We start from the raw sequence: 12,904 nt of genomic DNA, 5'->3' as shown, positions 1-12,904 counted from the left end.
CTGCCGAGGGCAGCCGACATGAGCGACGCCGCGCTCCCGGGCGAGACGGACGAAGGCGCATGGCCGCTGTTCCGCGGCCTGCAAGGGCATCCCATGATGTGGGTGCTGATCGTCAGCGAATTCGCCGTGTTCGCGGCGATGCTCTGCGCGTTCGCCATCGCCCGTCGCCTGAACCCGGACGTCTTCGCGGCCGGGCAAGCGCAGCTGCATGCCGGGCTCGGGGCGCTCAACACGGCCGTTCTCGCGACGAGCGGCTGGTGCGCGGCCCGCGCCAGCCTCGCGGCCGCCTCGGGCCGATCTGGCGTAGCCCATTCCTGGCTGTTCGCGGCCGTCGTGGTGGGGCTCTGTTTCCTCGTTGTGAAGGGCGTGGAATATGCCGGCCTCGTCGGCGCGGGGCATGGGCTGGAGGGCGATCTCTTTTTCACCCTCTACTTCCTGCTGACCGGATTTCACGCGCTGCACGTTGTGCTGGGCATCGTCATCCTGGCCGTCGTCGCCTGGGCGGCGGACCGCGAGGCGATCGAAACAGGCGTCGCCTTCTGGCACGCGGTGGACCTGATCTGGATCGTCATGTTCCCCGTCGTCTACCTGCTCGGGTGACGATGTGACGACGCAAAGAAGCCGAACCGACATCGCGTGGCTGACGCTGCTGCTGCTCGTCGGAGCGACCGCGCTGTCGATGTGGCTGCGCCTTCCCAAGGCGCTGCTGGACGTCGTCGTGGTGGCGGCGCTGCTGGGAAAGGCCCGGATCGTCGGGCTCGACTTCCTCGGCCTGCGAAGCGCGCCAGCAGGCTGGCGTCTGTCCATCGGCTCCGGGATCGCCGTGGTGGCCGGTCTCGCCCTGGCGCTTTCGGTCTGAAGCGAGGCCGCGCGCTTGGCGAGCTGAATGCGGCCGTCCGGCCGGGCTGACGCGGGCCCCTAGAACGGCTTCGTCATGTGGATCAGCGGGCCGGCGTAGACGCCGGGCACGTCGACGTCGACCCTGCGCGCCTCCCGGTAGCCGACGTCCTCGTAGAGCTTCCGCGCCCGTGCGTTCACGCCGAACACGTTGAGGGCCATGAGGCGGCAACCGGCTTCGGCGGCCCGCGTTTCGGCGGCGGCCAGCAGCGACCGGCCGACGCCGCCGCTCCTGTGGTCGGGATCGACGTAGATGCCGAACACGTGGAAACTTCCGGGCGTTCGCAGGCCGGCGAACGGCGCGAAATGCCGCTTGCGTTCCTCGGCGACGAGCGCATCCGGCGGACCGTTCATGAGATCGTTCGCCGCGGCGACGTGCATGTAGCCGACGACCCGGTCACTGACCTCCGCGACGACGCACCGGTCGAAGCTCATCGCCGTGCCGAAGCGGGTGAACACGTGCTCGACGATCACGTTGGCCGCGCGGCCCGGGATGGCCCCGCGATAGAGCCACTCGATCAACCCGGCGGACGCCTCGTTCGCGAAGACCGCGAGGTCGGGAATGTCGGCGACTCTTGCTGGCCTGAGCCTGACCTCCATCGTTTCCCCCGTGGCCGAACTCCACTCGACTGGCAGGGGAAGCGTGATCCCGCCACGCAAGCTTGGCTATGCGCGAGCGCACGTCCTCTTCGGCAACGGTGAACAGGATCGCGGACGGTCCGCCGGTCACTTGGCCGGGCAGATGATCCGCAGCGAGGTCTCCTGTTTTCCGGTGACCGTCATCATTCCCTTCATCATGGTCGCGACCTTGCTCTTCGAGAGGTCGCTGGTGACCGTCGAGGACAGCTTCAGCGGCATGTCGACGCTTTCGCCGCTGGGGTCCGTGCCGGCGCTGCCCATCCCGCGACCGCCTTTGCACGAGATGGTGATCTTGGGCGTCGGGCCGAACGAGGTGAAGGTGATCTTCGCCTCCTTGCCGGACGCCGCGACCGCCATGTCGACGCTGCGGGTGAACGCATTCATCGTGCAGGTGGAACCCGCGACGCGGAAGTTGGTGGGTGTGGTCCGGTGGACGCCCTTGAGGTTCAGGCTCCAGCTCTTGCCGTCATTGTCGGGGATGGCTCCACGCGTCTTCTCGACGGCGAACTTGTACTGGAAGAGCGCCATCTGGCCGGAATAGGTGATGTTCGTCACATCCTCGAATTCCACTTCCGCGCCCTTGAGCGCCTTGCCCAGCGCGTCCTGCAGCGCGGCGATCTGGCCGTCATAGGCCGTCACCTCGTCGCGGGCGAGCTGGGCGGCGTCGCGCAGGTAGAAGGCGATGAAACCCATCTTGCGGCAGGTGGCGCGGTGGCTCTCCTCGTGAGCCATAGTGATGTCGCTGACGCCCTTGCAGAAGCTGCTGTCGTCGGCGGACTTGCGGACCGCCTCGGGGTTGGAGAACTCGCAGAGGTCGACGCCCTTCGCCTTGTAGCTGGCCTCGATGGCGTGGGCCTTGGCGGCGTCGTAGACGTCCTTCGTGTAGCCGTCCGAGGTCACCGGCGACGACCAGCCGGTGATCGCGCCGCTGGAAATCAGCGCGACGCCTTTCGGCACGTAGGAGATCGAGGCGCTTCCGTTGCCCTCGGCCGTCGCCTGGATCCCCGCGCCGGCTCCCTTCTCGACGTCGGTTTCCCAGGCCGCGTATTCGCCGCCGAGCTTGTCCCACGATTCGCCGCCGGCGTGCCTGCGCTCGAGTTCCTCCGCCTTCGCCTTGTGGCGATCGCGCAGCGTGGTGGCGTTGTCGAGCTCCTGCTGCAGCTTGTCGAAGTCCGAGCAGGAGCATTTGGGCAGCTCCGCGCGGGCGGGGAACGCGCCGCCCAGGAGAAGAACGAAAACCGCAACCCGCATCCGCATCGACCGGCCCCCTCGGCAACAGAGTTCACGCGGAGGGGTAGTATCGACGCAGCCGCGCGGACGCTCAAGCTTGCGGTTAAGTGATGGTTGCTAAATCAAGCGCGCTCCCGGCCGTGACGCCAGCCCTCATCGGGCGGTCATTCCTCGACGGCGATGAGGACGTCGGACGCCTTGATGACGGCGGTCGCCACCCGTCCCTTGGCGAGCTTGAGATCGGCCACCGCCTCGTTCGTGACGGACGCCGTGACGACCGTCCCGCCGACGTCGATGCGGACATGCGAGGTGGTCGCGCCTTTCACCACATCCACGACGACGCCCTTCAGCTGGTTGCGCGCGCTGAGCCTCATGGACCGTCCCCGATTGCCCGTTATGAATTTCAGCTATACGATATGGTTGTATGGTAAATTATACAATGCGTCGGAGAGGAAGCAAGCGATGCTCAGGGCCAGCGTTTCGCTGAGCGACGGGAACGGCCCCGCCGTGGGGCGCGAGCGCATCCGCCTGCTCGAAGCGGTGGCGCGAGAGGGCTCGATCAGCGCAGGGGCGCGCCTCGCCGGCGTGAGCTACAAGGGCGCGTGGGACGCCCTCGCCGCCATGGCGAACCTGTTCGGCGCGCCCTTGCTCGACACCCAGACCGGCGGCAAGGCGGGCGGCGGCGCGCGGCTCACGCCCGCCGGCCACGCCGTCATCGCTGCTTTCAACCGGCTGGAAGGCGAACTCGCCCGCGCGCTGAAGCACGCGCAGGGGGGATTCACCGGCGCCGGAATGGACGCGACGGCTCCGCCGAGCGGCTTCATGATGCGCACCAGCGCCCGCAACGTGCTGCGCGGGACCATCTCCGAGCTGCATCACGACACACTCAGCGCCGAGGTGTCGGTGACGATCGCGCCGGAGACCACCGTTCACGCGCTGATCACGCGCGACAGCCTCGAGGAACTCGGCCTCGTGGTGGGCCGCGACGCCCTCGTGCTGGTGAAGGCCAACTTCATCATGCTGGCCGCGCCGGACGCCGGAATGCGGATCTCCGCGCGCAATCGCCTTCCCGGAGTCGTCCGGCGCTTCGACACCGAGGACGTCAACGCGCACGTCGTCGTCGACATCGGAGGCGACCGGACGCTCACCGCATCGGTGACGGCCGACGCGGTGCGCTCGCTCGCCCTGTTCGACGGGGTGCGCGTGGACGCGCTGTTCGACCCCAGCCACGTCATTCTCGCCGTCGACTGACGCCTCAGGGAGACGCCATGAAGCCCCTCGCCTACCTGTCAGCCGTCATCGCGGCCGTCGCGGCCCTCGCCGCCGGCCCTCAGGCGCGCGCCGCTCAAGCGAATATCGCCGTCGCCGCCAACTTCACCGACGCCGCCAAGGAGATCGCGACGGCGTTCAAGGCGAAGACGGGGCACGAGGCCGTGCTGAGCTTCGGCTCGTCCGCCCAGCTCCTGACCCAGATTTCCCAGCACGCGCCCTTCGACGTGTTTCTCTCGGCCGACGAAGAGCGGCCCGCCAGGGCCGTCGCCGACGGGCTGGCGATCCCGGAGAGCCGGTTCACCTACGCGGTGGGCAAGCTCGTGCTGTGGAGCCGGGATCCCGGCCTCGTGAAAGGCGAGGCGACGCTGCGCGACGGCGCTTTCGCCAGGCTCTCGATCGCCAACCCGGCGGCCGCGCCCTACGGAACCGCGGCGATCCAGGTGATGAAGACGCTCGGCGTCGAACAGGTGCTGCGGCCGAAGATCGTCCAGGGCGGCAGCATCGCCCAGGCCTTCCAGTTCATCGACACCGCGAACGCGGAGCTCGGTTTCGTCGCACTCTCGCAGCTGACCGGCCGCAAGGACGGCTCGCGCTGGCTCGTGCCGCAAGCCCTCTACGCGCCCATCCGGCAGGACGCGGTGCTGACCGGCAAGGGCAAGGACAACGAGGCGGCGCGCGCCTTCCTCGCCTTCCTGAAGGGTCCGGAAGCCCGCGCGATCATCGAGAGCTACGGCTACGAGATCGCGGGTCCCTGACGCATGGAGTCGTTGTCCTCGGAAATCTGGCAGCCCGTCCTGCTCACCATCGAGCTCGCGGGCCTGACCACGCTGCTGCTGCTGCTTCTCGGCACGCCGCTGGCGTGGTGGCTGGCGCGCTCGACGGCGTGGTGGAAGGAGGGCGTGGCGGCTGTCGTCGCGATGCCGCTCGTGCTGCCGCCCACCGTGCTCGGCTTCTATCTGCTGCTGGCGCTGGGGCCGAACGGGCCTGGGGGCTGGATTGCGTCGCTGTGGGGCGGGAGGACGCTCGCCTTCACCTTCGGCGGGCTCGTGATCGGCTCGGTGTTCTACTCCATGCCCTTCGTGGTCCAGCCCATCCGGAACGCGTTCGAGGCGTTCGGCGAACGCCCGCTCGAAGTGGCGGCGACGCTGCGCGCCTCCCCGCTCGACACGTTCCGGACGGTCGCCCTGCCCCTCGCCCGGCCGGGGCTTCTCACGGCGGCGGTGCTGGGCTTCGCGCATACGGTGGGCGAGTTCGGCGTGGTGCTGATGATCGGCGGCAATCTGCCCGGAAGCACCAAGGTGATCTCCATCGCCATCTACGACTACGTCGAGACCCTGCAGTGGGCGAAGGCGCACGCGATCTCCTTCGGCATGGTGGTGTTCGCCTTCGCCGTCATTCTCGCCATGACTCTCATCGAGCGGAAAGCGCGAGGGGCGCGCGCATGAGCGCCGAAGGCGGGATTCATTGCCGGCTCGAAGGGCGCGTCGGCTCATTCGCCTTCGACGTCGACTTCTCGGCGCCGGGCTCGGGCGTTACCGCGCTGTTCGGCCCGTCCGGATGCGGCAAGACCACCGTTCTGCGCGCCATCGCCGGCCTGCACCGGTTCGAGCGCGGCCGGATCGTCGTCGGCCCCCACGCCTGGCAGGACGCTCCGCGCTTCACGCCGCCCCACCGCCGCCCGGTGGGCTACGTGTTCCAGGAGGCGAGCCTGTTCCCCCACCTGACGGTGCGGGGGAACCTGTCGTTCGGTTTCGAGCGCGCGCGCAAGGCCGGGGCCGCCACGGCGATCGCCTTCGACGACGTCGTGGACCTGCTCGGCCTCCAGGCCCTGCTGGAACGCTCGCCCGCCGCGCTCTCCGGCGGCGAGCGCCAGCGCGTCGCCATCGGCCGCGCCCTCCTGTCGCAGCCGGCCCTGCTGCTGATGGACGAGCCGCTGTCCGCGCTCGACCGCCTCGCCAAGGACGAGATCCTGCCGTTTCTGGAGCGGCTGCACGCCACCATGGCCCTGCCGATCCTCTACGTGACCCACGATCTCGCGGAGGTGGAGCGGCTGGCCGATCACCTGGTGCTGATGGAGCAGGGACGCGCCGTCGCCTCCGGGCCGCTGGCCGCGATCCAGAGCGACCCCGCCCTTCCCCTCGTCGCCCGGCGCGACGCCGCCGTGAGCCTCGAGGCGATGACGGCGGGCTACGACGAGCAATACGGCCTGTTGTGGCTGGACGTGAAGGGCGGGCGGTTCAGCGTGCCCTCCACGCCGGCCCCGCCGGGTCAGGCGCAGCGCATCACCGTGCATGCCGCCGATGTGAGCCTGGCGCTGCGCCGGCCCGATGCGAGCACGATCAGCAACGTGCTGCCGTCGCGCATCGTCGAGGCGAGGCCGCTGAACAGGCAGGAACTCGTGGTCCTGCTGGGCCTCGGCGAGGATGGCGAGGGCGACCGCCTGCTCGCGCGCGTTACGCGACGCTCCTGGGACCTGCTCGCCCTCGCGACGGGTCAGCAAGTGTTCGCGCAGGTCAAGAGCGTGGCGCTCGCGCCGACGCGCTTCGAGTGAAACTCAGGCCGCGGCCTTTGCCGCAGGGTGCAAAAGGCGGGTCGCCGCGACGAGGGTGATGGCCAGCCAGGCCACGGTCCGGAAGGTCATGGCGAGCACCGTGCGCGTTTCGAAGTCGCCGCCGCCGAGGGCATGGACTGCGAACGCTCCGAACACCGCCAAGGTCAGGACCAAAATGCCGGCCGAGAGCGCGAGAACCCAACGCCGCCCGGCCAGCAGACCGCCTCCCGCCACGATATAGGCGAAGCCGGCGAGGAAGTTGAACCAGAGCACGAACGGCACGACCTTGCCCGCGTCCGCGAGCGCCTCGGGACCGCCGAACAGCACGCGTCCGCCGGAGGCGATGGTCAGCAGCCCGAAAACCACCGCGAAGGCGCCGGCGACCTTTGCGAGTAAAGCTCGACCCGCCATGAGCTTCCCCTTTCCCGGAGAGAGTGGACCCAGTCTTCATTATGAACGGCCGGCGGGCCGTGTATTTGGTCCACGTCAACGATCCGGCGCATTTCCGCGTGGCGCGCCGGAGCCCGGCGCTACTTCCGTGCCGTGGCGTTCGCCGGGCCGGCCAGCGGAGCCCCGGGATGAACGATGCGCCCGTGGTGGAAGCGATCCATCCTGGCCGCCTCCGCGCGGTGGCTCCAGGCCCTCATCACCGCGATGCGATGCGCCGTGTCCACCAGAAGCGCGGACGCGGGACATCCCTCCAGAAGCAGCGACGCTTCGTCCAGGTCCTCCCCGATCCGCACCCACTCCGCCGCGGCCTCGTGGTAGGCGCGCAATTCGATCCAGAGATAGAAATAGTCCCGCAGCTCCTCGCCGCGGACGACCTTCCGCTCCGCGGTGGGCAGGTCACAGCCCCAGGCCGGCGCCGTGAACGCGGACGCCAGGATCGCCGTGACAACGAAAGCCCGGATGCGGGGGAGCATGCAGGAACATAGCTGAACTTTGCTCTCCGGGGGACTCCCTCGCGCCGAGAGCGTCGGCCGGCAAGATTCGCTCGACGCGGGCGTCCGGATCGGGGCACGCTTGCGCACCGCCTTGCACGAGGAACAAGCCCATGAAGCGCGCCGAGAAAGTCATCATCAGCTGTGCGGTCACCGGGTCGATTCACACGCCCAGCATGTCGCCGCATTTGCCGGTGACGCCGCAGCAGATCGCCGACGACGCCATCGCCGCCGCGAAGGCCGGCGCCGCGATCCTGCACCTGCACGCGCGCGACCCGCAGACCGGCAGGCCGACGCAGAGCCCGGACGTCTACAAGCTCTTCCTGCCCATCATCAAGCAGGGCTGCGACGGCATCGTGAACATCACGACCGGCGGCGGACTCGGGATGACCCTGGACGAGCGGCTGGCGGCGGCGAAATGGGCCCGTCCCGAGATCGCCTCGATGAACATGGGCTCGTTCAACTTCAACATCTCCGGCGCGGGCGCGCGGGTGCCGTCGTTCAGGCACGACTGGGAGAAGCCCTATCTGGAGATGACGAAGGACTTCATCCTCTCCAATACGTTCAGCCAGATCGAGCGGGGGATGACGGAACTCGGCGATCTGGGCACCCGCTTCGAGTTCGAGTGCTACGACGTCGGCCATCTCTACAACCTGGCCCACTTCGCCGAGCGCGGCCTGGTCAAGCCGCCCTTCTTCGTGCAGGCCATTTTCGGGATCCTCGGTGGCATCGGTCCGGAACCCGAAAATCTCATGCACATGAAGGCCACCGCGGACCGGCTTTTCGGGCAGGACTATTATCTCTCCATTCTCGCCGCCGGACGCCACCAGTTCCCGTTCGTGACCATGGGCGCGATCCTCGGCGGCAATGTCCGCGTCGGGCTGGAGGACAATCTCTATCTGGGCCGGGGCCAGCTGGCGCCCTCGAACGCCGACCAGGTGGCCAAGATCCGGCGCATTCTCGAGGAGCTCTCGCTCGACATCGCCACGCCGGACGACGCGCGGCGGATGCTCGGGACCAAGGGGGGCGACAACGTGGGCTTCTGATCGTCGCCCGCGCCGCCCCTCACCTCCCCCGGCGGGGTGTCGGCGCGCGCGGCGCGATGCTACCTGTTTCCCACGATCCCGAACGGGACATGCCAGGAGGAAACCATGCTGCTCAGGGACAAGACCGCCGTGATATCCGGCGCCGCGAGCGAGAGGGGCATCGGCCGCGCCACCGCGCGGCTCTTCGCCGAGCACGGGGCGCGCGTCGCCATTCTCGACCTCGACGCGGACGGCGCGGCGCGGGCCGCCGCCGAGCTCGGGCCGGGCCATCTCGGCCTGCGCTGCGACGTCGCCGACGCGGCGAGTTGCCGCCACGCCGCCGAGCAGGTCCTCACGGCGTTCGGCAAGGTCGATGTCCTCGTCAACAACGCCGGCGTCACCCAGCCCCTGAAGGTCATGGACGTGCGGCCCGAGGACTGGGAGTTCGTCGTCGACGTCAACATGACGGGCGTGCTCTATCTCAGCCAGGCGTTCATCCCCCATATGCGGTCGCGCAAGCAGGGCTCGATCGCCTGCATGTCGTCCGTCTCGGCGCAGCGCGGCGGCGGCATCTTCGGCGGGCCCCACTACTCGGCGGCGAAAGCGGGAGTGCTCGGCCTCGCCAAGGCGATGGCGCGCGAACTCGGGCCCGACGGCATCCGGGTGAACAGCGTCACCCCCGGCCTCATCCAGACCGACATCACCGGCGACAAGCTGACGCCCGAAATGAAGGCCGAGATCGTCAAGGGCATCCCGCTGAGCCGGCTGGGCGAGGCGCGCGACGTCGCCAATATCTACCTGTTCCTCGCCTCGGATCTGTCCGCCTACGTCACCGGCGCCGTCATCGACGTGAACGGCGGCATGCTCATTCATTGACCCGCAGGAGCCACCCATGACGACGGCACCGCCGCGCGGCGCGAACGCGCCCAGCATCGCCGAGCGCGCCTACCGCATCCGCCGCCACGCGGTGCGCATGGGCGAGGTCCAGGGCCAGGGCTACATCGCCCAGGCGCTCGACATCGCCGACGTGCTGGCGACGGCGTATTTCCACGCCATGACGTACCGTCCCGACGACCCCAGCTGGGAGGGCCGGGACCGTTTCCTGCTCTCGAACGGCCACTACGCCATCGCGCTCTACGCGGCGCTGATCGAGGCCGGGATCATCCCCGAATCCGAGATCGAGACCTACGGCTTCGACGACAGCCGCCTGCCGATGTCCGGCATGGCGCAGTACACGCCGGGGATGGAGATGTCCGGCGGCTCGCTCGGGCTCGGGCTGTCCATCGCGGTGGGCATGGCGCTGGGGCTGAAGCGCAAGAACTCGACCGCTCGGGTCTACGTGTTGTTCTCCGACGGCGAGCTCGACGAAGGCTCGAAGTGGGAGGCCATGATGTCGGCGGCGCACTACAAGCTCGACAACATCGTCGCCATCGTCGACGTCAACAACCAGCAGGCGGACGGGCCTTCGTCGCAGGTCATGGCCTTCGAGCCGCTGGCCGACAAGGTCCGCGCCTTCGGCTGGCACGTCCAGCGCATCGACGGCAACGACGTCGACGCCGTGGTCGCCGCCTTCGACGCCGCCAAGGCGGACCCGCAGCCGCGCCCGAAGATGATCGTCGCCGACACGCTGATGGGCAAGGGCGTGCCCTTCCTGGAGGCGCGCGAGAAGAACCACTTCATCCGGGTCGACCCGCACGAATGGGCGCTCGCCCTTCAGGCTCTGGACGCCGGGAGGCCCGCATGACGTCCACCCCCACCCCTCCCCCCGGCAAGCCGCGCCTGACCACCTCGGCCATGATCGCCTCGATCGCGGCGGAGGGGCAGAAGACCCGGTCCGCCCCCTTCGGTCACGCCCTGGTCGAGGCGGCGAGGACGCGGCCGGACATCGTCGGCATGACCGCCGATCTCGGCAAGTACACCGACCTGCACATCTTCCGGGACGCCTTCCCGGACCGCACCTACCAGGTCGGCATGGCGGAGCAACTGCTGTTCGGCGCGGCGTCGGGCCTCGCGGCAGAAGGCTTTACGCCGTTCGCCACGACCTATGCCGTCTTCGCCTCGCGCCGGGCCTACGACTTCATCCACCAGACCATCGCGGAAGAGAACCGCAACGTGAAGATCGCCTGCGCCCTGCCCGGCCTCACCTCCGGCTACGGGCCGAGCCACCAGGCCGCGGAAGACCTGGCGCTGATGCGGGCCATTCCGAACATGACGGTCATCGACCCGTGCGACGCGCACGAGATCGAGCAGGTGGTTCCCGCCATCGCCGACCACAAGGGCCCCGTCTACATGCGCCTGCTGCGCGGGCAAGTGCCGCTCGTGCTCGACGAGTACGGCTACACGTTCGAACTCGGCAAGGCCAAGACGATCCGCGACGGCCGCGACGTGCTCATCGTCTCCTCCGGCCTGATGACCATGCGCGCCCTCGAGGCCGCGAAGCTGCTCGCCGGCGACCGGGTCGACGCCGCCGTCCTCCACGTCCCCACCATCAAGCCGCTCGACACGCGCACCATCCTGGCCGAAGCGGCCAAGGGCGGCCGCCTCGTCGTGGTGGCGGAGAACCACACCGTGGTCGGCGGGTTGGGCGAGGCCGTGGCTTCGGTGCTTTTGCAGGCCGGCGTGCATCCGAGGTTCCGCCACATCGGCCTGCCGGACGAGTTCCTGCACGCCGGCGCGCTGCCGACGCTGCACGACCGCTACGGCATCTCCGCCGCCGCCGTCACCAGCCGGATCAAGGCGTGGCTGTAGGCCGGACGCGCGGCGGGGGCCCGTCGCGCGATCCCGTCCTCGAAAGGGTCCGTCGCCCGCTACAAGTCGTTTGGCGCGAAATGGCAAGCGCGGATAGATTGCCGAGGTTAAGCCTGCAACCCCGCATCAATTTCCGAGGGCTCCGTGATCCGACCCTTCTCCCTCGTAACGGCGATCGCTCTCGCCTGCCTGTTCGCGATCCGGCCGGCCATGGCCCAGCAGAACGCCGCCCGGCCGCATATCCTCTACATCGTGGCGGACGATCTCGGCTGGGCCGATGTCGGCTTCCACGGGGCCGAGATCAAGACGCCGACGCTCGACGAGCTCGCCCAAGGCGGCGCGACGCTCGACCAGTTCTACGTCCAGCCCATGTGCACCCCGACGCGCGCCGCGCTGATGACCGGCCGCTACCCGATGCGATACGGGCTCCAGAGCTTCGTCATCCTGCCCGAGCAGACGTTCGGCATTCCGCTGGACGAGAAGCTGCTGCCGCAGGTGCTCAAGGAAGCGGGCTACGACACGGCCATCATCGGCAAGTGGCACCTCGGCCATGCCGACCGCGCGCTCTGGCCGCGCCAGCGCGGCTTCGACTACCAGTACGGCGCGCTGATCGGCGAAATCGACTACTTCACCCATCAGGTCCACGGGGTGACGGACTGGTATCGCAACGACAAGCTGCTGAAGGAGCCGGGCTACGTGACCGAGCTGCTGGGCAAGGACGCCGTGCGCTACATCGAGGGACACGACCCCAAGCGCCCGATGTTCATGTACCTCGCGTTCACCGCGCCCCACACGCCGCTCCAGGCGCCGCAGGCCTATCTGGACCGCTACAAGACCATTTCCGACCCCAACCGCCGGACCTACGCGGCGATGGTCAGCGCCATGGACGACCAGATCGCGGCGGTGCTCGACGCGCTCAAGCGCAAGGGCATGCGCGACGACACGCTGGTCGTGTTCCACAGCGACAATGGCGGCGTGAAATCCGCGATGTTCGCGGGGCAGATCGCGACGAAAGGCGCGCCGCCGGCCAGCAACGGGCCGTTCCGCGACGGCAAGGGCTCGCTCTACGAAGGCGGCACGCGCGCGGTGGCGCTGGCCAACTGGCCGGGTCGGATCAAGCCGCGGAAAGTCGCCGAGCCCATCCACGTGGTCGACATGCTGCCCACGCTGGCCGGCCGCGCCGGCGCGAGCCTCAAGGGCGTCAAGCCCCTCGACGGCAGCGACGTCTGGCGCACGATCAGCGAGGGCGCGTCCTCGCCGCGCGACGAGATCGTCTACAACGTCGAGATGTTCCGCGCGTCCGTCCGCAAGGGCGACTGGAAGCTCGTGTGGCGGACCACGCTTCCGTCCAAGGTGGAGCTGTTCAACATCGCCCAGGACCCGGGCGAGGCGAAGAACCTTGCCGCCGAGCAGCCCGCGATCGTGGCCGACCTTCAGAAGCGGGTGAATGTCCTGGCGGGTGAGATGGCGCCGTCCTCGTTTTTCCAGGCGTCGTTCAAGGCCTATCTCGGCCGGCATGCGCCGGGCCCGGTCTTCCCCAACGACGACGCGTTCTTCAGCCAGTACGACTGACGGTTGAGGAACCGCCAGGCACGCGTTGC

The 12,904-nt window shown here is 68.9% G+C and carries 16 protein-coding genes; 11 read left to right on the top strand and 5 right to left on the bottom strand.

Annotated elements, in window-relative coordinates:
• Nucleotides 1–18: 18 nt before the first annotated feature.
• Together NK718_RS03150 and NK718_RS03145 are read left to right on the top strand one after the other, a co-directional pair.
• On the top strand, nucleotides 19–600 hold the full coding sequence (locus NK718_RS03150; protein ID WP_254738547.1) for a cytochrome c oxidase subunit 3: 582 nt from the start codon (nucleotides 19–21) through the stop codon (nucleotides 598–600).
• Nucleotides 601–604: 4 nt separating this feature from the next.
• Nucleotides 605–859, top strand: a complete 255-nt coding sequence (locus NK718_RS03145) for a cytochrome C oxidase subunit IV family protein (protein WP_254738545.1) — start codon at nucleotides 605–607, stop codon at nucleotides 857–859.
• A 59-nt stretch (nucleotides 860–918) separates the two neighbouring features.
• Here the strand turns inward: NK718_RS03145 and NK718_RS03140 are convergent, their stop codons facing one another.
• From NK718_RS03140 to NK718_RS03130, 3 genes are all read right to left on the bottom strand, one after another.
• A complete protein-coding gene (locus tag NK718_RS03140; protein WP_254738543.1) occupies nucleotides 919–1,497 on the bottom strand; it encodes a GNAT family N-acetyltransferase in 579 nt (192 codons plus the stop codon).
• A 126-nt stretch (nucleotides 1,498–1,623) separates the two neighbouring features.
• Nucleotides 1,624–2,793 (bottom strand): hypothetical protein, encoded by a 1,170-nt coding sequence (locus tag NK718_RS03135; RefSeq protein ID WP_254738541.1) that lies wholly within the window; start codon nucleotides 2,791–2,793, stop codon nucleotides 1,624–1,626.
• 137 nt (nucleotides 2,794–2,930) lie between these two features.
• Entirely contained in the window at nucleotides 2,931–3,140 is a 210-nt protein-coding gene (locus NK718_RS03130; protein ID WP_254738539.1) for a TOBE domain-containing protein, read from the bottom strand.
• A gap of 88 nt (nucleotides 3,141–3,228) precedes the next feature.
• Here NK718_RS03130 and NK718_RS03125 point away from each other — a divergent pair, with 88 nt between their 5' ends.
• From NK718_RS03125 to modC, 4 genes are read left to right on the top strand one after another with little or no spacing between them, the layout of a single operon-like run.
• Complete coding sequence (locus NK718_RS03125; RefSeq protein ID WP_254738537.1) at nucleotides 3,229–4,017, top strand: TOBE domain-containing protein; 789 nt, start codon at nucleotides 3,229–3,231, stop codon at nucleotides 4,015–4,017.
• 17 nt (nucleotides 4,018–4,034) lie between these two features.
• Entirely contained in the window at nucleotides 4,035–4,793 is a 759-nt protein-coding gene (modA, locus tag NK718_RS03120; RefSeq protein WP_254738535.1) for a molybdate ABC transporter substrate-binding protein, read from the top strand.
• Between the two features lie 3 nt (nucleotides 4,794–4,796).
• Nucleotides 4,797–5,483 (top strand): molybdate ABC transporter permease subunit, encoded by a 687-nt coding sequence (gene modB, locus NK718_RS03115; RefSeq protein ID WP_254738533.1) that lies wholly within the window; start codon nucleotides 4,797–4,799, stop codon nucleotides 5,481–5,483.
• Nucleotides 5,480–6,589 (top strand): molybdenum ABC transporter ATP-binding protein, encoded by a 1,110-nt coding sequence (gene modC / locus NK718_RS03110; RefSeq protein WP_254738531.1) that lies wholly within the window; start codon nucleotides 5,480–5,482, stop codon nucleotides 6,587–6,589. Before modB ends, modC begins: the two co-directional genes overlap by 4 nt.
• 3 nt (nucleotides 6,590–6,592) lie before the next feature.
• Here modC and NK718_RS03105 read toward each other — a convergent pair whose 3' ends face one another.
• The gene (locus NK718_RS03105; RefSeq protein ID WP_254738529.1) at nucleotides 6,593–7,000 is read right to left on the bottom strand and encodes a hypothetical protein; all 408 of its coding nucleotides are present in this window, start codon (nucleotides 6,998–7,000) and stop codon (nucleotides 6,593–6,595) included.
• 119 nt (nucleotides 7,001–7,119) lie between these two features.
• Nucleotides 7,120–7,512 (bottom strand): hypothetical protein, encoded by a 393-nt coding sequence (locus tag NK718_RS03100; RefSeq protein WP_254738527.1) that lies wholly within the window; start codon nucleotides 7,510–7,512, stop codon nucleotides 7,120–7,122.
• Between the two features lie 131 nt (nucleotides 7,513–7,643).
• On the opposite strand from NK718_RS03100, the gene kce reads away from it, so the two are divergent.
• From kce to NK718_RS03075, 5 genes are all read left to right on the top strand, one after another.
• Entirely contained in the window at nucleotides 7,644–8,576 is a 933-nt protein-coding gene (kce, locus tag NK718_RS03095) for a 3,5-dioxohexanoate:acetyl-CoA acetone transferase (RefSeq protein WP_254738525.1), read from the top strand.
• Between the two features lie 105 nt (nucleotides 8,577–8,681).
• On the top strand, nucleotides 8,682–9,431 hold the full coding sequence (locus tag NK718_RS03090; RefSeq protein WP_254738523.1) for an SDR family NAD(P)-dependent oxidoreductase: 750 nt from the start codon (nucleotides 8,682–8,684) through the stop codon (nucleotides 9,429–9,431).
• A gap of 16 nt (nucleotides 9,432–9,447) precedes the next feature.
• Nucleotides 9,448–10,299, top strand: a complete 852-nt coding sequence (locus NK718_RS03085) for a transketolase (protein WP_254738521.1) — start codon at nucleotides 9,448–9,450, stop codon at nucleotides 10,297–10,299.
• A complete protein-coding gene (locus NK718_RS03080) occupies nucleotides 10,296–11,303 on the top strand; it encodes a transketolase family protein (protein WP_254738518.1) in 1,008 nt (335 codons plus the stop codon). The genes NK718_RS03085 and NK718_RS03080 overlap by 4 nt, the downstream gene beginning before the upstream one ends.
• 144 nt (nucleotides 11,304–11,447) lie before the next feature.
• Nucleotides 11,448–12,875, top strand: coding sequence for an arylsulfatase B (locus NK718_RS03075; RefSeq protein ID WP_254738516.1), 1,428 nt, complete (start codon nucleotides 11,448–11,450; stop codon nucleotides 12,873–12,875).
• The last annotated feature ends 29 nt before the right edge of the window (nucleotides 12,876–12,904 follow it).

The sequence above is a fragment of the Alsobacter ponti genome (assembly GCF_024294805.1).
Classification (GTDB): Bacteria; Pseudomonadota; Alphaproteobacteria; order Rhizobiales; family Beijerinckiaceae; genus Alsobacter; species Alsobacter ponti.
The sequence above is the reverse complement of the archived record's forward strand: the minus strand, read 5'-3'. Positions and strand labels throughout refer to the sequence as shown.